General features: G+C 65.1%; 23 protein-coding genes and 1 other RNA gene. 19 read left to right on the forward strand and 5 right to left on the reverse strand.

What is annotated here, in order from left to right:
- Positions 1–102: 102 nt before the first annotated feature.
- Positions 103–963 carry a YicC/YloC family endoribonuclease gene (locus AC13FW_RS01145; RefSeq protein WP_482987905.1) on the reverse strand — a complete coding sequence of 287 codons (861 nt, stop codon included), beginning with the start codon at positions 961–963 and terminating at the stop codon, positions 103–105.
- 110 nt (positions 964–1073) lie between these two features.
- Here AC13FW_RS01145 and rph point away from each other — a divergent pair, with 110 nt between their 5' ends.
- The 8 genes from rph to pepQ all read left to right on the forward strand — a co-directional run bounded on the left by rph (position 1074) and on the right by pepQ (position 8908).
- The gene (rph, locus tag AC13FW_RS01150; RefSeq protein WP_482987906.1) at positions 1074–1802 is read left to right on the forward strand and encodes a ribonuclease PH; all 729 of its coding nucleotides are present in this window, start codon (positions 1074–1076) and stop codon (positions 1800–1802) included.
- On the forward strand, positions 1799–2188 hold the full coding sequence (locus AC13FW_RS01155; protein ID WP_313173487.1) for a VOC family protein: 390 nt from the start codon (positions 1799–1801) through the stop codon (positions 2186–2188). The genes rph and AC13FW_RS01155 overlap by 4 nt, the downstream gene beginning before the upstream one ends.
- Positions 2185–2784, forward strand: coding sequence for an RdgB/HAM1 family non-canonical purine NTP pyrophosphatase (gene rdgB / locus AC13FW_RS01160; RefSeq protein WP_282271472.1), 600 nt, complete (start codon positions 2185–2187; stop codon positions 2782–2784). Before AC13FW_RS01155 ends, rdgB begins: the two co-directional genes overlap by 4 nt.
- Positions 2785–2800: 16 nt before the next feature.
- Positions 2801–3301, forward strand: coding sequence for a hypothetical protein (locus AC13FW_RS01165; protein WP_482987575.1), 501 nt, complete (start codon positions 2801–2803; stop codon positions 3299–3301).
- Positions 3302–3342: 41 nt separating this feature from the next.
- A complete protein-coding gene (hemW, locus tag AC13FW_RS01170; RefSeq protein WP_482987907.1) occupies positions 3343–4572 on the forward strand; it encodes a radical SAM family heme chaperone HemW in 1230 nt (409 codons plus the stop codon).
- Positions 4573–4678: 106 nt separating this feature from the next.
- Positions 4679–7153 (forward strand): DUF1631 family protein, encoded by a 2475-nt coding sequence (locus AC13FW_RS01175; RefSeq protein WP_482987908.1) that lies wholly within the window; start codon positions 4679–4681, stop codon positions 7151–7153.
- A complete protein-coding gene (locus AC13FW_RS01180) occupies positions 7150–7497 on the forward strand; it encodes a PilZ domain-containing protein (RefSeq protein WP_296250284.1) in 348 nt (115 codons plus the stop codon). The genes AC13FW_RS01175 and AC13FW_RS01180 overlap by 4 nt, the downstream gene beginning before the upstream one ends.
- Before the next feature lie 82 nt (positions 7498–7579).
- Positions 7580–8908: a Xaa-Pro dipeptidase gene (pepQ, locus tag AC13FW_RS01185; protein WP_482988044.1), complete on the forward strand. Its 1329-nt coding sequence runs from the start codon at positions 7580–7582 to the stop codon at positions 8906–8908.
- A gap of 623 nt (positions 8909–9531) precedes the next feature.
- Here the strand turns inward: pepQ and pepP are convergent.
- Together pepP and AC13FW_RS01195 are read right to left on the reverse strand one after the other, a co-directional pair.
- Complete coding sequence (gene pepP, locus AC13FW_RS01190) at positions 9532–10857, reverse strand: Xaa-Pro aminopeptidase (protein ID WP_296250285.1); 1326 nt, start codon at positions 10855–10857, stop codon at positions 9532–9534.
- 8 nt (positions 10858–10865) lie between these two features.
- Positions 10866–11411 carry a YecA/YgfB family protein gene (locus AC13FW_RS01195; protein ID WP_282273121.1) on the reverse strand — a complete coding sequence of 182 codons (546 nt, stop codon included), beginning with the start codon at positions 11409–11411 and terminating at the stop codon, positions 10866–10868.
- A gap of 125 nt (positions 11412–11536) precedes the next feature.
- Between AC13FW_RS01195 and AC13FW_RS01200 the strand changes: the two genes are divergently transcribed.
- From AC13FW_RS01200 to AC13FW_RS01235, 8 genes are all read left to right on the forward strand, one after another.
- Complete coding sequence (locus AC13FW_RS01200; protein WP_282273125.1) at positions 11537–11758, forward strand: TIGR02449 family protein; 222 nt, start codon at positions 11537–11539, stop codon at positions 11756–11758.
- Positions 11755–12054 (forward strand): cell division protein ZapA, encoded by a 300-nt coding sequence (locus AC13FW_RS01205; RefSeq protein WP_282273119.1) that lies wholly within the window; start codon positions 11755–11757, stop codon positions 12052–12054. Before AC13FW_RS01200 ends, AC13FW_RS01205 begins: the two co-directional genes overlap by 4 nt.
- Positions 12055–12139: 85 nt before the next feature.
- A non-coding RNA gene (ssrS, locus tag AC13FW_RS01210) (6S RNA) lies at positions 12140–12324 on the forward strand.
- A gap of 199 nt (positions 12325–12523) precedes the next feature.
- Complete coding sequence (locus tag AC13FW_RS01215) at positions 12524–13111, forward strand: 5-formyltetrahydrofolate cyclo-ligase (RefSeq protein WP_482987909.1); 588 nt, start codon at positions 12524–12526, stop codon at positions 13109–13111.
- Positions 13108–13590 (forward strand): EVE domain-containing protein, encoded by a 483-nt coding sequence (locus tag AC13FW_RS01220; RefSeq protein WP_482987910.1) that lies wholly within the window; start codon positions 13108–13110, stop codon positions 13588–13590. Before AC13FW_RS01215 ends, AC13FW_RS01220 begins: the two co-directional genes overlap by 4 nt.
- Before the next feature lie 113 nt (positions 13591–13703).
- A complete protein-coding gene (rpiA, locus tag AC13FW_RS01225) occupies positions 13704–14351 on the forward strand; it encodes a ribose-5-phosphate isomerase RpiA (RefSeq protein WP_282273207.1) in 648 nt (215 codons plus the stop codon).
- 197 nt (positions 14352–14548) lie between these two features.
- Positions 14549–15007, forward strand: a complete 459-nt coding sequence (locus AC13FW_RS01230) for a DUF192 domain-containing protein (protein ID WP_282273210.1) — start codon at positions 14549–14551, stop codon at positions 15005–15007.
- Between the two features lie 65 nt (positions 15008–15072).
- Complete coding sequence (locus tag AC13FW_RS01235; RefSeq protein ID WP_482987911.1) at positions 15073–15921, forward strand: SirB1 family protein; 849 nt, start codon at positions 15073–15075, stop codon at positions 15919–15921.
- 276 nt (positions 15922–16197) lie between these two features.
- Here AC13FW_RS01235 and AC13FW_RS01240 read toward each other — a convergent pair whose 3' ends face one another.
- On the reverse strand, positions 16198–16389 hold the full coding sequence (locus AC13FW_RS01240) for a rubredoxin (protein WP_282271680.1): 192 nt from the start codon (positions 16387–16389) through the stop codon (positions 16198–16200).
- 69 nt (positions 16390–16458) lie between these two features.
- Between AC13FW_RS01240 and thiE the strand changes: the two genes are divergently transcribed.
- On the forward strand, positions 16459–17085 hold the full coding sequence (thiE, locus tag AC13FW_RS01245; RefSeq protein ID WP_482987912.1) for a thiamine phosphate synthase: 627 nt from the start codon (positions 16459–16461) through the stop codon (positions 17083–17085).
- A gap of 153 nt (positions 17086–17238) precedes the next feature.
- A complete protein-coding gene (gene hemL / locus AC13FW_RS01250; protein WP_482987913.1) occupies positions 17239–18531 on the forward strand; it encodes a glutamate-1-semialdehyde 2,1-aminomutase in 1293 nt (430 codons plus the stop codon).
- A 120-nt stretch (positions 18532–18651) separates the two neighbouring features.
- Here hemL and azu read toward each other — a convergent pair whose 3' ends face one another.
- On the reverse strand, positions 18652–19104 hold the full coding sequence (gene azu / locus AC13FW_RS01255; protein ID WP_282271671.1) for an azurin: 453 nt from the start codon (positions 19102–19104) through the stop codon (positions 18652–18654).
- A 137-nt stretch (positions 19105–19241) separates the two neighbouring features.
- On the opposite strand from azu, the gene AC13FW_RS01260 reads away from it, so the two are divergent.
- Positions 19242–19838 (forward strand): HAD-IA family hydrolase, encoded by a 597-nt coding sequence (locus AC13FW_RS01260; RefSeq protein WP_482987914.1) that lies wholly within the window; start codon positions 19242–19244, stop codon positions 19836–19838.
- Positions 19839–19937: the final 99 nt, after the last annotated feature.

A 19937-nucleotide genomic window follows, 5' to 3' on the forward strand; every position in this document is an offset into this window, starting at 1 on the left:
CGGGCCCCCGCCGCGGCCCCCGCCCCCGCCCCCCCCCCCCCCGCCCCGCCCCCCCCCCCCCACTACACTGGATTCTTGCCGAGCATCGCTCGGCACTACCCTTTACTCGATGTTCTGGACCTGCTCGCGGATCTGGTCGATCAGCACTTTCAGCTCCACCGCTGCATTGGAGGTGCGTGCGTCCACCGACTTGGAGCCCAGGGTGTTGGCTTCGCGGTTGAACTCCTGCAGCAGGAAGTCCAGGCGGCGGCCGACCGGCTCGCGCTGGCGCAGCACGCGGCGGATTTCCGCGATATGGCTGTCCAGACGGTCCAGTTCCTCGTCCACGTCGAGCTTCTGCAGCCACATCACCAGCTCCTGCTCCGCCCGGCCCGGATCAACCGGGTGCGGCAGGTCGGCCAGGCGTGCGGCCAGCTTGACCCGCTGCCCCTCGCGGATGGCCGGGATCAGCTCGCGGACGTCACCGGCAATGCGTTCGACCGAATCGACGCGCTCGCTGATCGCCGTGGCCAGCTTGTCGCCTTCGCGCTCGCGCGCCTGCACGAAGCTGGTGACGGTCTCTTCCAGCAAGGCCAATGCTTCGGCATGCAGGGCGGCACTGTCGGTCGCCTCGGCGCGCAGCACGCCGGGGTATTGCAGCAGGTCGGTGAAGCCCACCTGCATCCCGGGGAAGCGGCTGTGCAGGCGCTGCGCCAATTCAGACAGCTGATCCACCAGCACCTCGTTGACGGCCAGCGAGGTGGCGGCTTCCGGTGCCCGCAGGCGCATCACCAGGTCGAGCTTGCCGCGGCTGACCCGGGCAGCAACGCGCTCGCGCAGCTGCGGCTCCAGCGCACGCAGGTCCTCGGGCAGACGCACGCCCACTTCAAGGAACCGGTGGTTCACCGAGCGCAGTTCGCAGCCCAGGGTGCCCCACGCGGTGATGCGTTCGCCGCCGGCATAGGCGGTCATGCTCCGAATCATGTGCTTTCCGATGTGTTTCAAAGGGCGAATGGTACCCTAGCCACCTCTGGACGCTGGTGCATCCACCACCCAGACGCCCGCCAGATCAACTCGTACTAACCGGATTCCCCATGACCTTCTCCCGTCCCAGCGGCCGCCAGGCCGATCAGATGCGCACCGTCACCATCGAGCGTTCCTTCACCCGCCATGCCGAAGGCTCGGTGCTGGTGAGCTTTGGCGACACCCGCGTGCTGTGCACCGCCAGCGTCGAGAACCGGGTACCGGGCTTCCTGCGTGGCAAGGGCGAAGGCTGGGTCACCGCCGAATACGGCATGCTGCCCCGCTCCACCCACACCCGCTCCGACCGTGAAGCCGCGCGCGGCAAGCAGGGCGGCCGCACCCTGGAAATCCAGCGCCTGATCGGCCGCACCCTGCGCGCCTGCATCGACCGCAACGCGCTGGGCGAACGCACCATCACCCTCGACTGCGACGTGCTGCAGGCCGACGGTGGTACCCGCACCGCCGCCATCACCGGCGCATACGTCGCCCTGGTGGACGCGGTGAACCTGCTGATGAAGCGCGGCGAGATCAAGCGCAACCCGTTGTTCGGCGCGGTCGCTGCCGTGTCGGTTGGCGTGTACAAGGGCCAGCCGGTGCTGGACCTGGATTACCCGGAAGACAGCGACTGCGATACCGACATGAACATCGTCATGAATGACGGCGGCGGCTTCATCGAGCTGCAGGGCACGGCCGAAGGCCATGCCTTCCGCCGCGAGGAACTGGACGCGCTGCTGGTGCTGGCCGAAAAGGGCATCCGCGAGCTGTTCGACGCCCAGCAGGCGGCATTGGCGTCGGTATGAACCGGCGCCTCGCCCTGGTCACCCTCGTCGTCGCCGATTACGACGAAGCCATCGCCTGGTACACCGGCAAGCTCGGCTTCCAGCTGCTGGAGGACCTGGACCAGGGCCGCAAGCGCTGGGTGGTGGTCGGCCCGACCGATGGCAGCGCCGCCGCGCTGCTGTTGGCTCGTGCCAGCGACGAGGAGCAGCGCAGCCGCATCGGCAACCAGACCGGTGGCCGCGTTGGCTTCTTCCTGCACACCGATGATTTCCATCGCGACCACGCGGCAATGCTCGCGCAGGGTGTGGAATTCCTCGAAGCCCCGCGCGATGAACCCTATGCCACGGTCGCGGTGTTCCGTGACCTGTACGGCAACACCTGGGACTTGTTGGAGCCCAAGCAATGAAACTGGTATTGGCCAGCGGCAACGCTGGCAAATTGAAGGAACTGCAGGCCATGTTGGCCGAGCTGCCGCTGCAGATCGTGCCGCAGCGCGAACTGGGCGTGGACGATGTGCCGGAAACCGGCCTGACCTTCGTCGAGAACGCGTTGATCAAGGCCCGCCATGCCTGCACGGTGACCGGCCTGCCAGCGCTGGCCGACGACTCCGGCCTGATCGTCGATGCACTGGACGGCGCGCCCGGCCTGTACAGCGCGCGCTACGCCGGCAGCCCCACCGATGATGCCGCCAACAACGCCAAGCTGCTTGATGCGCTGCGCGATGTCCCGGCCGAACGCCGCACGGCGCGCTTCTACGCGGTGATCGTGCTGCTGCGCCATGCCAACGACCCGCAACCGCTGATCTGCGAAGGCAGCTGGGAAGGTCGCATCATCGACGAACTGCGCGGTAGCAATGGCTTCGGCTACAACCCGGTGTTCCTGGATGAAGAACTGGGCCTGACCGCTGCGCAGATGGAACCAGCGCAGAAGAACGGCCGCAGCCACCGCGCCAAGGCGCTGCAGCTGTTGTTGCAGCGCATGTCGCAACTTAGTTTCGATTGACCACGGAGATCAGGGAATGACGCCACGCCGCTATCGGACCCGGATGGGGCTTGTGCAGCTTGTCGCCATTCTGGGCGCTGTAAGCGGCGCGATAGTGGGCGCCATACTGGCGTATGACGGGGAGCAATCCTGGCTCGCACTGCCGCTTTGGGCGCTTGGCTGCGCCCTGGTCATTTCACTGATCGCTGCTCCCATCCTGTGGCAACGCGTGGTGCTGGATGAGCGGGCTGGCCAGCTCCGCTACCACAACATCGCCACCGCGCACCGCTGGCGCAAGGTGGACCTGGTGGACGTGCTTGAGGTCCGCTACGACAACTTCGCCGACAAGCGCAAAGCCATGGTTTCCGGCCTGTATCTGCACATGCGCAATGGCAGCCGACCGGCGCGCCACCGTCTCATGGACAACGAGGTCGGCAGTTACCAAGGGCCGTCACCGATGTTCCGCGATGTCAGCGCAGCCGTGCTACGTGCACAACCACGTTCGCTGGTCGATCCAATCCTGCTGGCCGGGCAATAGCACCCGTACCCCTGTACTCCCACTCTTTCCAACAGCCGTCCATGCCGCACTCCCACGACCACTGCAACCACCTTCCCGGCGAATCCTGCGCGATCGATCACGGTCACGCTGCCGGCGTGCAGCTGGTGCCGCCACCGCTGGCGCTGTACGTGCACCTGCCGTGGTGCGTGCGCAAATGCCCGTACTGCGATTTCAACTCGCATGCCGGCAAGGGCGAGTTGCCGTTCGATGCCTATATCGATGCGCTGATCCGCGACCTGGACCAGGACCTGCCGCTGGTATGGGGCCGCGTGGTCAGCAGCGTGTTCTTCGGCGGCGGGACGCCCAGCCTGTTCCCACCGGAAGCGATCGACCGTTTCCTGCAGGCGGCCAGCGCACGGCTGCGTTTCGCACCGAACCTGGAAGTGACGCTGGAAACCAATCCGGGCACGGCCGAGCACGGCCGCTTCGACCGCTACCGCGCCGCCGGCGTGAACCGCATCAGCTTCGGCATCCAGACCTTCAACGACGAAGCGCTCAAGCGCCTGGGGCGCATCCACGACAGCAACGAGGCCGAGCGCGCGGTCAAGCTGGCGCAGGACGCCGGCTACAAGAACTTCAACATCGACCTGATGTACGCGCTGCCGCAGCAGACGCTGGCCCAGGCAGAGCACGATCTTGAACGCGCCTTCGCCCTCGATCCCACGCATATCTCGCACTACCAGCTGACGCTGGAGCCGAATACGGTGTTCTTCGCCCGCCCACCGCAGGGCATCCCCGACGAAGACAGCGCCTGGGACATCCAGGAGCACTGCCAGGCCCTGCTCGCCGAGCGCGGCTATGGCCAGTACGAGGTCAGTGCCTATGCCCGCGATGGCTGGCAGTGCCAGCACAACCTCAACTACTGGCGCTTTGGCGACTACCTGGGCATCGGTGCCGGCGCCCACGGCAAGATCAGCTCCGGCGCCGAGCAGCACGTGCTGCGCCGCTGGAAGCACAAGCACCCGCAGACCTTCATGGACACCGCCGGCAGCCTGGCCAGCATCGGCGGCGATGACGTGATCAGTCCCGAGCGGCTACCGTTCGAGTACATGCTCAACCTGCTGCGCCTGCACGAGGGCTTCAACCTGCGCGATTTCGAGTCGCGCACGGGTTTGGCACGAAGCGTGCTTCTACCCTCCCTGGCAATGGCGGTGGAGCGTGGCTGGCTCACCCATGACGGGGATTACTGGACCCCGACCGAGCTTGGCCGCCGCTTCACCAACGATGTGGTGGAGTTGTTCCTGGCGTAAGACCCGCGAAAAGTGGCCGTTACATCACATAAATGATAGAAAACGCCCATTCAGGGGGAAGGAAAACAGGATGCCAGGCACCGCACCACGCTCAGCAAGCCAATCCATGGCAAGGATCGCCAGTGCGCCGGTATCTGCCCGCGTGCGTCACTTGTTGGAAAGCATCTTCCAAGCCACCGATGAAGTCCTGCGCACGCCGCTGCAGCTGACCGCCATCGAGCTGGAACGCGCGATGTTCAAACGCGCGGAGTTGGCCCACAACAGCCAGATCCAGTCCGACATCTATGCGCAGCTGCGGGTGCTCCGCGAGCACATGGAACAATTCCCCGAGCTTTTTCTTGATGCGCTGGCCATGCAAGTGGCGGGCTTCAAGGACCCGCCCAAGCCCGACCAGGAAGCGCACGCGGCCACGTTCAAGTCGATGACGCTGGTCGAAGACACCGACATCGACCGCGATATCGTGCTGCACGAAATGGCACGGCGCGAAGCATTCCGCGCTCCCAGCCCACTGCTGTTGCTGGGGCAGCGCTTTGCAGTGCTGGCCGCACAACCGGCATTTGATCCCGAGCGCCTCCCGGTCGGCCCCTACGCCCAGTGCCGGGCAGTGCGCGACGCCGGCGAGCAGATGCAGCTCAACCTCGATACCCAGCTGGTGCTGTTCCAGGTATTCGAGCGCATGGTCATGCCGCGCCATGCTGAACTGGTCGATCGACTGAACATCCTGCTGGAGCGCGAAGGCGTGCTTCCAGGGCTGGTCTACCGCCCGCATCTGCCCCGCCCCTCCGCCCCACGTGGCGCGGGCGCCGGGGGCGGCCACGCCGATGCTGGCGGCAGCGGACCGCGCAATGCCGGCCCAACCCCGCTGACCAGCTGGCAAGGCCAGGCGCCTGCGGCATCGTGGGCCAGTATTTCCAATGAGCTGCTGGGCAGCCCCGCAGGAGCACCAGTCCAGGCCAGCGCCGCACCGGCGCAGATGCCTTCCATCGGCGCCGCCATGCCGCCGATGGAAAGCCTGCACAACCTGCTTGATGCCGCCCGCCACGCACTTACGCTTGGCGCTGGCGCCGCTGGTGCTGGTGCTGCCGGTGGTGCTGCCGGTGGCGGTGGTGGCGCAGCCGCAACGACAGGCACGGCCGGCATGCCCGACTTCGCCGCCCTGCAGGCCCAGGCGCAGCGCGGTACTGCAGGTTCAGCAGCGGGTGCCGGAAGCACTGCTCCCGCCGGTCCTGCCAGCGTCAACAATGCGGGCGTGCCAGCCCAGCCTGTCTCCACCCAGACCGCGCTGGATGTGCTGGGCAAACTGCAGGCAGCTGCATCGTCCTCCGGCAGCCGCCACAGCATGGCCGACATCCGCAACGCGATGATGGCGCAGGTCAAGGCCGAGCACGGCCCAGCCGCGACGCTGTCGGTGCAGGACGGCGACACCATGGACCTGCTGGGCATGCTCTACACCGAGCTGCAGCGCGAAGTGCGCAGCGAAGGCCCTGCCGCCGACCTGCTGCGGCGCCTGCAGGTACCACTTGCCCGCGCCGCGATCAGCGACCAGGAGTTCTTCCTGCGCGACCAGCACCCGGCCCGCGAGCTGCTGAATGCCGTTGCCGAATCCGGCGCTGTCTGGCTCAGTGATGAAGACAGCGATCCGGTCCTTCAGCTGAAGCTCAAGGACGCGGTCAACAAGGTCGTCAACGACTACCAGGGCGACGAGTCCGTCTTCGTCGAAGCCAACGACATCATCCAGGGACATCTGCGCGCGGCGGCCCGCCGCGCGGAAATGGCCGAGCGCCGCCAGATCGATGCCGCACGCGGCAAGGAACGCCTGGAGGCTGCCAAACAACTGGCCAACAGCACCATCGACGAGCTGTGCCAGACCACCGAACCGCCCAAGTTCGTGCAGACCCTGCTGCGCAAGGCGTGGGCCGATGTCCTTACCCTGACCCTGCTGCGCAACGGCGAAGGTTCGGAGGAGTGGCAGCAACGCGAGCAGGCCACCCGCCGCATCAGCGAGATTACCGGCTTGCCGCCTGGCGGCGCGGCCGATGTCAGCTTCGGCGAAGAGATCGAGCAATCGCTGCTGCAGGTGGGCTACCACCAGGATGAGGCCGCAGCCATCTCGCGCCGGCTGTCCACACCCGGCGGCGAGGACGAGATCACCTCACGCACCGAACTGACCGCCAAGCTCAAGGCGCGCAGCCGCCTGGGCGAGGCCGGCGAGCCGGAAGAAGAAGAGCGGCGCAAGAAAGTCGAGCCCGCCCGTACCGAAGAGGAAGAAGCGCATTACCGCCAGCTGCGCACCCTGCCATTCGGTACCTGGTTCGAGTTCACCGTCAACCAGCAGGGCGACAACCGGCGCCAGCGCCTGTCCTGGTACAGCCTGATCACCGGCAACGCCCTGTTCGTCAACCAACGCGGCCAGAAGGTGTCGGAGCAATCACTCGACGCGATGTCCCGGCTGATGGCCAAGGGCCAGCTGCGCATCGTCACCGAAGACAAGGGCCGCCTGATCGACCGCGCCTGGCAGGCCACCGTACGCGCGCTGCGCTCCATCGCCGGCCAGGCCTCCAACAGCGGGGAATCCGCATGATCACCAATACCCGCCGTGCGCCGCGCCTGCAGGTACCCGAGCTGGTGCAGGTACGCGACCAGATGACCGGCACCCAGATCGGCCGGCTCGGCAACATATCCGAAACCGGCATGTTGCTGATCACCTCCGTGCCGATGCAGGAGGACGCGCTGTACCAGCTGCAGTTCCCCATCCCGGACGGCCGTGGCGGCCATCTGCAGATCGATGCAGGCGTGCACCTTCTGTGGTGTGAGCCGACACATGCGCCCGAGCAGTCATGGGCAGGGTTCCGCTTCCTGACCTTGGACAAGGCCCACCGCGAGCGCCTTGCACAGTGGATCGAAGGCAGCATCCCCGCAACCTGAGTGCCGAAAACGGCACAGCAGCGGCCGGCTGATTGCGGCAAAATTGGGGCCTGCATTCCGCATGTCCCAGCGAGCCACCGCGATGAACCAGCAAGATCCAGGCAGCCTGTACGCCCACCACCTTGGGCAGATGATCCGCCGCGCCGACGCGGCGCTTGCACGCGGTGGTTTCGATCACCTGGTGGTTCCCAGCGGCACCCAGCACTACCAGGTCTTCGACGACCGCGACTACCCATACGCAGTCAATCCCCAGTTCAAGACCTGGCTGCCGCTGACCAAGCTGCCGTACAGCTGGCTGATCCACACCCCGGGCAAGCGCCCGACCCTGGTGTTCTACCAGCCCTTCGATTACTGGCACGTGGTCCCGGGCGCGCCGAGCGGCTGGTGGGTGGAGCATTTCGACATCCATATCATCCGCAAGCCCGAAGAGGCCCTGGCCCTGCTGCCAGCCGACCCGAGCCGCTGCGCCATCCTCGGCGAGGCGCAGAGCGCACTGGGCGGCTTTGCCCCGAACAACCCGGCAGCGGTGATCAATTACCTGGAATGGCATCGCGGCTACAAGACGCCGTATGAAATCGCGCTGATGCGCCAGGCCCAGATACTGGGCGTACGCGGCCACCGCGCCGCCGAGGCCGCATTCCGCGCCGGTGCCAGCGAGTTCGAGATCCACATGGCGTACTGCAGCGCCGTCGGTCAGGATGCCAACGAGCTGCCGTACGGCAACATCATCGGTTTGAACGAACATGCCGCCGTGCTGCATTACACCGACCTGGGCAAGCAGGCACCGCAGCCGCTGCGCAGCTTCCTGATCGACGCCGGCGCTTCGGCGTATGGATACGCCAGCGACATCACCCGCACCTATGCAGCGGCCGGCCACGACGAGTTCCAGTCCTTCATCGATGCGGTGGACGCAGCGCAGCTGAAGATGTGTGCAGCGGTACGTGCTGGCTTTGATTACAAGCAGCTGCACATCGATGCGCACCTGTCGCTGATGGGCATCCTCAAGGATTTCGGCGTGATCACGGTTTCGCCCGAAGCTGCCTTGGCAACCGGCGTGAGCGCTGCATTCTTCCCGCACGGCATCGGCCATCTGATCGGCGCGCAGGTGCACGACGTGGCCGGCTTTGCCGCCAGCGAAGACGGCGGCCGCGTCGAGCGCCCGGCCGGCCATCCCTACCTGCGCATGACCCGCGTACTGGAGCCGGGCATGGTGGTCACCATCGAGCCGGGCCTGTACTTCATCGACATGTTGCTGGACGAAGTGAAGAAGGCCGGCAACGCCGCCAGCATCAACTGGGACCGCGTGGACTTCTTCCGTCCTTACGGTGGCGTGCGCATCGAAGACGAAGTGCTGTGCACCGACGGCGAAGCAGACAACCTGACCCGTCCGGAATTCGCCGCACAGGCGTGATGCAAGGGCGACGTCCGTCGCCCTGCAATTGAACCCCGGGCGCGCAATGCGCCCGGGATGAGTGATACCGCGGATGTACCAGCATCCGCTTTCGCGAGAACCTTCGTCCCTCCCCTCAAAAGAAGCACAGCCAATCAAGCTTTGGCTTTGGCTTTGGCTTTGGCTTTGGCTTTGGCTTTGGCTTTGGCTGCTGTTGCTGTTGCTGTTTCCCCTCCCTTACGCGCAGCGTAGGGGAGGGTCAGGGAGGGGTGCCGTTGCTTTGCACTTGCTGTTGCACTTGCTGTTGCATTTGCTGTTGCATTTGCTGTTGCTGTTGCTCTGCGCCTTTGACGTACGGGCCCCTTCCGCAGCGACGGAGCTGGCAGACAAGACCCCGCACGGGGCGACGTGCAGGACGCACGTCGTTTTTCGACGATACATGGATGTATCGTCGAAAAATCCTGCCAGCGGAGTGGACCTGGAGCGCGCAGCGCGGAAGGGGTCCGGTGGATCAAGAGCTTTGAAGCAGACGCAATTGCAGAAGCAACGGCTGGGGCAACTGCACCCCTCCCATACCCTCCCCTACGCTTTGCGTAAGGGAGGGCTAATGCAAAGGCAACTGCTACAGCCGGGTGCATTGCGCCTCAGCGCTTGGCCATGAAGGCTTCGATCTCGTCGGCGCTGCGCTCCAGCGCACCGGTCAACACACGGTGCCCGTCCTCGGTGATCAACACATCATCCTCGATGCGGATACCAATCCCGCGCCAGCGCGCCTCCACACTGCGATCGTCCGGCGAGATGTACAGGCCGGGCTCGATCGTGAACACCATGCCAGGCTCCAACAGGCGCGACTCGCCTGCTACCCGGTAATCACCCACATCATGCACATCCATGCCCAGCCAATGGCCGGTCTTGTGCCGGTAAAAACGCTGGTAATGACGCTCGATGATGTTCTCTTCCAGATCACCCTTCAGCAGACCCAGCCGCAACAAACCCTCGGTCAATACCTCAACCGCCGCCAGATGCCCTTCCTCGTAAGCGATGCCCGGCTGCGCCTGCTCCAACGCGGCGGCCTGCGCCGCCAACACCAGATCATGCAGCGCGCGCTGCTCCTCGCTGAAACGGCCATTGACCGGGAAAGTACGGGTGATGTCACTGGCGTAGCCGCGATACTCCGCACCCGCATCGATCAACACCAGATCGCCATCGCGACTCCCGCTGTTGTTGTCGCGGTAATGCAGCACACAGGCGTTGGCGCCGGCACCGACAATGCTGTTGTATGCAGAACACGCATCGGCCGCACGGAACTCTCGTTCCAGCTCCGCCTGCAACTCGTACTCATGGATACCCGCCCGCGCTGCACGCATCGCCGCGCGGTGCGCACGCACACTGATGTCAGCCGCCTCCTGCATCAAGGCGATCTCATCGGCGCTCTTGTACAGGCGCTGCTCGTGCAGCAGGTGGCCAAGCTCAAGGAATTCATGCGGCGGCTGCGCACCATTGCGCACCTGCGAACGCACCCGGTTCACCCAGCCGATCAACTTCAGGTCGAAGTCGGCGTCGCGGCCGAAGTGGTAGTACACACGCGAACGCCCTTCCAGCAGGCCCGGCAGGATCTCGTCCAGGTCCTCGATCGGATAGGCGTCATCCATGCCGTAATGCGCGACCGCACCGTCCTGGCCTTCGCGCGGGCCGTCCCAGGCTTCCCGGTCAGGGTCGCGCTCACGGCAGAACAGGATCACCTCACCGTGCTTGCGCCCCGGGATCAGCACCAGCACTGCCTCCGGCTCCTGGAAGCCACTCAGGTACCAGAAGTCCGAGTCCTGGCGGTACGGATGGAACGTATCGTTGCTGCGCACCCGCTCCGGTGCCGCAGGCAATACCAGAATGGCGTCATCCCCAGCCGCTTCCATCAACTGCCGGCGGCGGCGGGCGTATTCGGCGGGGGTGATCCCGGACAGACGCTTCATCGCCAACCTCAGTTCAGGCTTTGCCGGTGGCGCGAACCCATCACGCAGTCGCCATGCAACAGCAAGGCAGCAACGCGCACGAACTCTTCGATCTCGGACAGTGCGTCTTCGTCCTCGTCAGCGCTGTCGAACTCATCACTGGAGGCCTGGGCAAGACGCGCCAGATCCTGCAGCGCCTCTTCGCCTTCTTCACTCAGCGCCGGGCGCTTGCCCGAGGCCAGGCCGAAGCCGCCCAGGAAGGCACGGCACCATTCAAACAAGGCGTCGGTACGCGCCTGCAGTGGTTCGGCAGCATCCACCAGCACCAGCTCGAAGGCGAAGTCACGGTCTTCCAGCTGCGCGACCGTGGCCTGCCGCAGCAGGTCCAGGGTGCTGCCGGGTTCCGGCGCTGGCAGGTTGTCGTCGGCCAGCACCTTGGCCGGCCATGCAGGCACATCGGCACCGCCTGCGGCCAACCAGCCGCACAGTCCGCCGTGGAGTTCGGCCGGGGAAGCAGCCAGGCCCAGCGACTGGCTGGCCTGGAGGATGTCGTTGACGGCGGGAAGGTCGGTCATGTCACAGGTCTGTAAAGCGGAGAGGAACGCCGGCACCGACAAGATGACGACGGCCGCACAGTGTAGCAACCGCGCTGCATACTCCTTCTTGACCGGCCCTCATCGCCATGCCTATCGTTCCAACCATGGACTCCTTCGACCCCGCTGGCCAGCTGCTGGCCCTCGCCTCCCGCCTTGAGCTGCTGCTTGAGCGCAACCAGCGGCTGAGCGATGAAAACCGCAGCCTGCGCCAGCAGCAGGAACAGCTGATCAGCGAGCGTTCGCAGCTGCTGACCAAGAACGAACAGGCCCGCTCCCGGGTGGAAGCCATGATCACCCGCCTCAAGTCGCTGGAGCAGCACACGTGAGCAACAACGAACCGGTCAGCGTCCATATCCTGGACCGCGAGTACACCGTTGGCGTGGAACCCACCGAGCGCGAAAGCCTCACCGCCGCCGCACGCGTGCTCGACGGCAAGATGCGTGAGATCCGCGGCAGCAACCGGATGGCGGCGGTGGACCGCATAGCGGTGTTGGCGGCGCTGAATCTTGCGCATGAGTTGCAGCAGGTGCGCGATGAGCAGCTCGCCCAGCAGCAGCGTTTTCAATCGGCGATGAACGAGTTGAACCGGCGCCTGGACCTGGCCATCGACAACGCGCGTTGATCCAGCTGACCAGCTCAGACAGATGAATCCGCAATTCGTGAAATACGGCTGCACCTAGCCGCGCAACCTCGTTATACTGGCGACGCGTTCTCTGCTGTGAACGACGGCGTGTGCAAACATTCGCCTTGTCCCTTAATTACGACCACGGGGGCGCGACGGAGCCGGGTGTGCAAGTCCGCCTTGTAGCGGGAAGCCCGATGGCCCCCCAGCGTTCCCACTTGAACCCCGGGTTCAAGGTCGTTTCGCACGCATCGTCACCGCGGAGAATGCAATATTCCAGAACGGCGCCTAACGGCGCCGTTCTTTTTTTGTCTTTTTTCCTTCTCCCTCCGGGAGAAGGTGCCCCGAAGGGGCGGATGAGGGTGAGAGCAAAGCCCCACGAAGCTTGGCTACGCGAGTGCTTCGCCCTTACCCTCACCCCAACCCCTCTCCCAACGGGAGAGGGGCTTCCAAGCCTCAACCTTCGCAGATGACCGATCACCGCCAACTCCTCCGCCAACAACTGCGCCAGCGCCGCCGCGACATCCCTGCCGCCGAGCGCATCGCCGCGGCCGAAGCCCTGGCCACAAACCTCCTGTCCCTGCCTTTCGCCGGGATCAGTGGTCATGTCGCCGGTTACTGGGCGATGGACGGCGAGATCGCCCTGCACCGCTGGCAGATGCAGTTGCCGCCACAGCAGACCTATTGCCTGCCGGTACTGCACGGCAAGTTGCTGCGCTTCGCCCCGTGGCGGCCCGGGCAGGCACTGGCCAGCAACCGTTATGGCATTCCCGAACCGGATGTAGACCCCGCGCAGGCACTGCGGCCGGAGGAAATGGCCTTGGTCGTTGCCCCGCTGGTGGGCTTTGATGACGGTGGCCGGCGGCTGGGCATGGGGGGCGGCTGGTATGATCGCAGCTTCGCATTTCGGCAGCGCCAGGCCGCGCCGCCGTGGCTGGTGGGGGTAGGTTTCTCCGCCCAGCAGGTGCCGTCATTGCCGGTCGAGGACTGGGATGTGGCGGTGGATGCCATCTGTACCGAGCAGGCCACTCTCTACCCGGAACCGTTGAACGCATGACCGCCCGCAAGCGCTATTGGCTGATGAAGTCCGAACCGGACGCCTTTTCCATCGACGACCTGCAGCGCGTGGGCACGGAACCGTGGAATGGCGTGCGCAACTACCAGGCACGCAATTTCATGCGCGATGGCATGAAGGTCGGCGACGGCATCCTGTTCTACCACTCCAATACCAAGGTGCCGGGCATCGTCGGCATTGCCACGGTGGCCAGCGAAGCCTACCCGGACGACACCCAGTTCGATCCAAAATCCGATTACCACGACCCCAAGAGCACGCGCGAGCAACCGCGCTGGATGCTGGTGGACGTGGGTTTCGAGCGCAAGCTGGCGCAGGTGATCGCGCTGGACGAGATCAAGCTGCATGCCGAGGAACTGGGCGAAGGTTTCCCGCTGACCGCCAAGGGCAACCGCCTGTCGGTGTTCCCGGTTACCGCTGCACAGTGGAAGCTGCTGCTGTCGCTGGAAAAGAAAGCCAGATAATTCCCTCTTGTGGGAGCGGCGTAAGCCGCGAAGCCGGTGACCTGAGACGACTTCAGCTTCGCGGCTCACGCCGGTCCTACAAAAAGCCCGTTTTCCAACTGATCGAGCCCACCATGTCCGAAGCCAAGCGCCTGGCCGCCGAAAAAGCCATCGAATACGTCCAGAAGGGAATGATTGTCGGTGTCGGCACCGGCTCCACCGTCGCCTACTTCATCGAAGCCCTGGCCCGCATCAAGGACCAGATCGAAGGCGCGGTCTCCAGCTCCGACCAGAGCACCGCCCTGCTCAAGGGCCACGGCATCGAGGTACTGGACCTGAACCACACCGGCGGCCTGTCGCTGTACGTGGACGGCGCCGACGAGTGCGACGGCAACAAGAACCTCATCAAGGGCGGCGGCGCCGCACTGACCCGCGAGAAGATCATCGCCGAGGCCAGCAAGCAGTTCGTCTGCATCGTCGACCCGAGCAAGCAGGTCAAGGTGCTGGGCAAGTTCCCGCTGCCGGTGGAAGTGATCCCGATGGCACGCAGCCTGGTCGCCCGCGAGATCCTGGCCCTGACTGGCGGCCAGCCGGTATGGCGTGACGGCGTGGTCACCGACAACGGAAATTTGATTCTGGACGTGCACAACCTGTCCATCACCGACCCGGTGAAGCTGGAACAGCAGCTCAACCAGATTCCCGGCGTCGTTACCGTAGGTTTGTTCGCCCGCCGCCCGGCTGACGTAGTCATCATCGGCGGCGAGCCGCCGCAGGTGCTGTAAGCCAAGCCAGCAAAGCTGTTGCTGTTGCTGTAGCTGTAGCTGTAGCTGTTGCTTTGCCTTTGGCTGTTGCTCCAGCGTTGGCTTGTTGCTCTTCCCTTCTCCCGCTCACGGGAGAAGGTGCCCAACGGGCGGATGAGGGGAAGCTTTTGACTTCCCCAGCCGATCCGATGGTTCTCTTTCCCAGCCGGTCCCAACCCATGCCCAAATCATTCCTGCGCACCCTCCTTGCCCTGTCCCTGCTCGCCCTGGCCGGCTGCGCCAGCGCCGACAGCAAGCACTGGGTGGAACTGGCCGGCACCCGCTACAACGTGGAACTGGCCCAGAACGACGAAACCCGCGCCCGCGGCCTGATGTTCCGCGACCAGATGGATGCCGACCACGGCATGCTGTTCGTCCATGACCGTGAGGAACCGCAGGCGTACTGGATGAAGAACACCAGGATTCCGCTGGACATCCTGTACTTCGACAGCCAGCGCCGCCTGGTCGGCCAGCAGCGCGATGTGCCGCCGTGCTCGGCCGGCGACATGTGCCCGCCCTACCCCAGCTTCAACCCGGCCCTGTACGTGCTTGAGCTCAACGCCGGCCAGGCCGCCAAGCTCAAGCTGGAAGACGGCGCCGAGCTGACCTTCGGCCCAGGCATCGCCACCGGCAACTGACTGATACACACAAATTGAACAGCGGCGCCCTTGAACCGGCGCCGCTTTGCCGCCAGTCTTGGGGCATGTCTGAAACACGCATTACCCTGCCGCTGTGGGAAGAACTGGCCGGCTTGCCCGATGAGGCACTGCCGCTGCTGCCGACTGCCCTGCTGATCGCCCGCGACGAATACCCACAGCTGGACCCGGCCGCCTATGACCGCGTCCTGCAGGCCCATGCCGATCACCTGCGGGTGGAAGTGGACGCCATCGGCGAATGGCCGCTCAAGGTTGCCGCCATCAACAACCACCTGTTCAATGAAGTGGGCTACAGCGGTGACAACGACGAGTACTACGACCCACGCAACAGCTACCTCAACGAGGTGTTCGAGCGCCGCCTGGGCAACCCGATTTCGCTGGCCCTGGTGCAGATCGAAGTCTCGCGCCGGCTTGGCCTGCCGCTGGAGGGCATTTCCTTCCCCGGCCATTTCCTGGTGCGGCTACCGGTGGAAGACGGGGTGCTGATCATGGACCCGTTCAATGGTGGCCGACCGTTGAGTGTGGACGAACTGCGCGAGCGCGCACGCAGCAACCTGGGCGGCGAGACCCCGGACGACAACGTGCTGGCACAGATCCTGGACCCTGCCCCGCACCGCGCCATCCTGATGCGAATGCTGCGCAACCTGCACGGTGTCTATGCCGAACGCGGCGAATGGGACCGCGCCGCACGCAGCGCCGACCGCATCCTCAAGCTGGCCCCCGAGCAGGCCGATGCCGTACGCGATCGCGGCCTGGCCTACATGCAGCTGGAGCATCTGGCCGGTGCCCGCGCCGATCTGGCGCGCTACCTGAAGATGGCGCCGGAAGCCGCCGATGCCATCGGCATCCGCGAGCGTCTGGTGGAACTGGGTGGCGAAAAACCGAGGCTGCATTGAGCCCGGCATAGCACCGGCCTTGCCAGGCTTTCGTGGGAGCGGCGTCAGCCGCGAAGCCAGTGCACGCATCCGAAGCCATTGATCAACGCAGCACTTCTGCAGGAGCGACTTTGCGCACGAAGCCAAGACGCCCCTTCGGTAGGTGAATGTGCTTGGCCGACTTCGGATACCGCAATGGCTTCGCGGCTGACGCCGCTCCTACAACCGGCTTCGGATGCGGCAGTGGATTCGCGGCTTACGCCGCTCCCACAAACAGCACAAGCCACGCGCTGCAGCTCAATCCAGCTCGACCATCTCGAAGTCATCCTTGGTCACGCCGCAGTCCGGGCAGGTCCAGGTGTCGGGCACGTCTTCCCAGCGGGTGCCCGGGGCAATGCCTTCTTCCGGCAAGCCATCGGCCTCGCTGTAGATGAAGCCACAGACGACACACATCCAGTTGCGCAGGTTGGAGGCCGTAGCGTCGGACATCGGGGATAATCACCGGACAGAGAAGCGGCGTTGATTGTCACATTCCCCACGCCGTACCGGTAGCCATACATGAGACAGCTTGCCGACGCCCGTGGCGTCTACCTGATCACCCCCGACGAAACGGACAGCGCGCGCCTGCTCGAACGGGTCCGCCCCTTGCTGGCCGGCACCACCTGGCTGCAATACCGCAACAAGGCGGTCGACGCACCCACCCATCTGGCCCAGGCCACTGCCCTGCAGGCACTGTGCGCCGAAGCCGACGTGCCGCTGATCATCAATGATGATGCCGCGCTGGCCCTGCGGGTCGGCGCCGCCGGCGTGCACCTGGGTGAAGACGACGGCGACATCGCCGCCGCCCGTGCCCTGCTTGGCCCGCAGGCCATCATTGGCGCGTCCTGCTATGACGAACTCGAGCGTGCCCAGCGCGCGGTTGCTGCTGGGGCCAGCTACGTGGCCTTCGGCGCCTTCTTCCCCAGCCGCAGCAAGGTCACCCCGCGGCGCGCCAACCCGGAGCTGCTGCGACAAAGCGCCGCACTGGGCGTGCCACGGGTAGCGATTGGCGGTTTGACCCCGGACAATAGTCGGCCTGTGGTGGACGCTGGCGCGGATCTGATCGCGGTGATCAGCGGCGTGTTCAGCGAGGCCGATCCGGTGGCGGCGCTTGAGGCTTATCGGGGCTGTTTCCAGCACAAATGACAGGTTCCTTCTCCCTCCGGGAGAAGGTGCCCCGAAGGGGCGGATGAGGGTAAGGGCGAAGCCAGGCGGTACGAGGCGCGCCTTACCCTCTCCCCAACCCCTCTCCCGAAAGGAGAGGGGCTTTGAATCACTGCCTTGTCCAGGAGTTTCACAATGAACCACGCCCAATCCCACGCCCTGTTCACCCGTGCGCAGACCTTGCTGCCGGGTGGCGTCAATTCACCGGTGCGTGCGTTCAAGTCGGTCGGCGGCGAACCCTTCTTCGTGCAGCGCGCCGATGGCGCCTACCTGCATGACGTGGATGGCAACGCCTACATCGATTACGTCGGCTCCTGGGGCCCGATGATCGTCGGCCACAACCACCCGGCCGTGCGCGAGGCCGTGCAGCAGGCGATCGACAATGGGCTGTCGTTCGGGGCGCCGTGTGCGGCCGAAGTGACCATGGCCGAGACCATCACCCGCCTGGTGCCGTCCTGCGAGATGGTGCGCATGGTCAACTCCGGTACCGAGGCGACGCTGTCGGCGATCCGCTTGGCGCGCGGCGCCACCGGTCGCAACAAGATCGTCAAGTTCGAAGGCTGCTACCACGGCCACGGCGACTCCTTCCTGGTCAAGGCCGGCAGCGGCATGCTGACCCTCGGCGTGCCGACCTCGCCGGGCGTCCCGGCCGGCTTGAGCGAACTCACCCTCACGCTGCCCTACAACGATTTCGAAGCGGCTACCGCGCTGTTCGAGCAGCAGGGCGCCGACATCGCCGGCCTGATCATCGAGCCGGTAGTCGGCAACGCCAACTGCATCCCGCCGCGCGAGGGCTACCTGCAGCACCTGCGCGCGCTGTGCACGCAGCATGGTGCGCTGCTGATCTTCGACGAAGTGATGACCGGCTTCCGTGTTGCCCTCGGCGGCGCGCAGGCGTACTACGGCATCACCCCGGACCTCAGCACCTTCGGCAAGATCATCGGCGGCGGCATGCCGGTGGGCGCCTATGGCGGCCGTCGCGAACTGATGTCGCAGATAGCCCCGGCCGGCCCGATCTACCAGGCCGGCACGCTGAGCGGCAATCCGGTGGCCATGGCCGCTGGCCTGGCGATGCTGCAGCTGGTGCAGGCGCCGGGTTTCCACGAACGCCTGACGGCGGCAACCAACACGCTCTGCGATGGCCTGGAAGCGGCAGCGCGCGATGCCGGCGTGGCCGTGACCACCAATCGCGTCGGCGGCATGTTCGGCCTGTTCTTCAGCAGCGAGAAGGTCGAGACCTACGCACAGGCCACCGCCTGTGACATCAAGGCCTTCAACGTGTTCTTCCACGCCATGCTGGAGCGCGGCGTGTTCCTGGCCCCGTCGGCCTACGAGGCTGGATTCCTGTCCAGCGCGCATGACGACGCGGTGATCGAAGCCACACTGGTTGCGGCACGTGAGGCGTTCAAGGTGGTTGCTGCAGGTTGATCAACCTGCAGTGCGAATGATCGAAGTAAAGCCCCTCTCCCGTTCACGGGAGAGGGGTTGGGGTGAGGGCAGCTCTTGCTCTGAAGCTTCTCTAACCCAAGATTCGAGCAGCTCATCAGCTTACCCAAAAACCAGCTTGCCCTTCATCATTCCCCAATGCCCCGGGAACGAACAGAAGAAGGTGTAGTCACCACCACGCGTCAACTTGCTGGTCGCAAAGCGCACCTGCGTGGTTTGCCCGCCACCGATCACCGGCGTGAACGCGATCACCCGCGCATCATTCTTCGGCAGATAACTGTCTGCCAGCGTCGAACGCATACCGGCCGTGGCCACCTGCTGGAAATCCGGCGTGCGCGTCAGCACCCAGTTATGCCCCATCGCGGTGGCCGGCATCCTGCCGGTGTGCTTCAGGGTCAGGTCCACCTGCGTGCAATCGGCGGCAACCCGGATCTGCGGCACGGAGAACTGCATCCGGTCGTTGCTTTCGATGGTGACTGCACAGGTACGGGCCAGCGCAGGCGCGGCAGGCAACAGGCCGGCAAGGGCCAACAACAGCAGGCTGGAACGCTTCACGGTGAACTCCACACTATGACAACCAAAGTGTCCTGATTCTAGGCAAATGTGTCTGATTTCACCTGTGACGCGATGTCGCAGGCTGCACATCGATGCCATGCCAGCGATACTGCAACCCCGTTCCTACCTCGCCATCGATGCAACGACCACACGCCCTACTGCTGGATTTCGACGGTCTGCTCGCCGATTACGACCACCGTATCCATCTGCGCCAGCTTGCCGATGCTGCCGACTGCAAACCCGAGCAGGTGGACGCGGCTTTGCGCACGGACGGGCTGGAGTTCGCCCATGCCCGTGGTGATCTGGATGGTGAGCAGTTGTTGCAGGCATTGAATCAACGCCTTGGCAGCGCATTGGGTGCGCCACACTGGCATGCCGCGCGACTCGCTGCGACCACGCTGCGCAGCGATTGCATGGCGGTGCTGGAGCGCGTGCATGAGGATGTGCAGGTTGCGGTACTGACCAACAATGGCCTGCTGACGCGACCGGTGATCAAGCAATTGCTCGGCGGCCGTCGTGTGCTGTGCAGCGCAGCGCTGGGCGTACGCAAGCCAGACCCGGAAGCGTATCTGGCGGCCTGTGCAGCCCTCGGCTGCGCACCGGAGCGAAGCCTGTTCGTCGACCATCTGTTCCGCAACGTACAGGGGGCCCGCGAGGCCGGGTTGCCTGCCGATACGGCCTTTCATGCACAGTCGCTGCGGCGCCTGTTAAAACGGAATCACTGTCTGGGGTGAAAAGCCGCGCGCTGCGCACGCCATGCCCTCATCCGCCCCCCGCCTTCGCGGGGGCAGGCTCTTCGGGCGGATGAGGGGAAGCTCAGCGATCGAAGAAAA

This window comes from Stenotrophomonas sp. 21LCFQ19, from assembly GCF_056861425.1.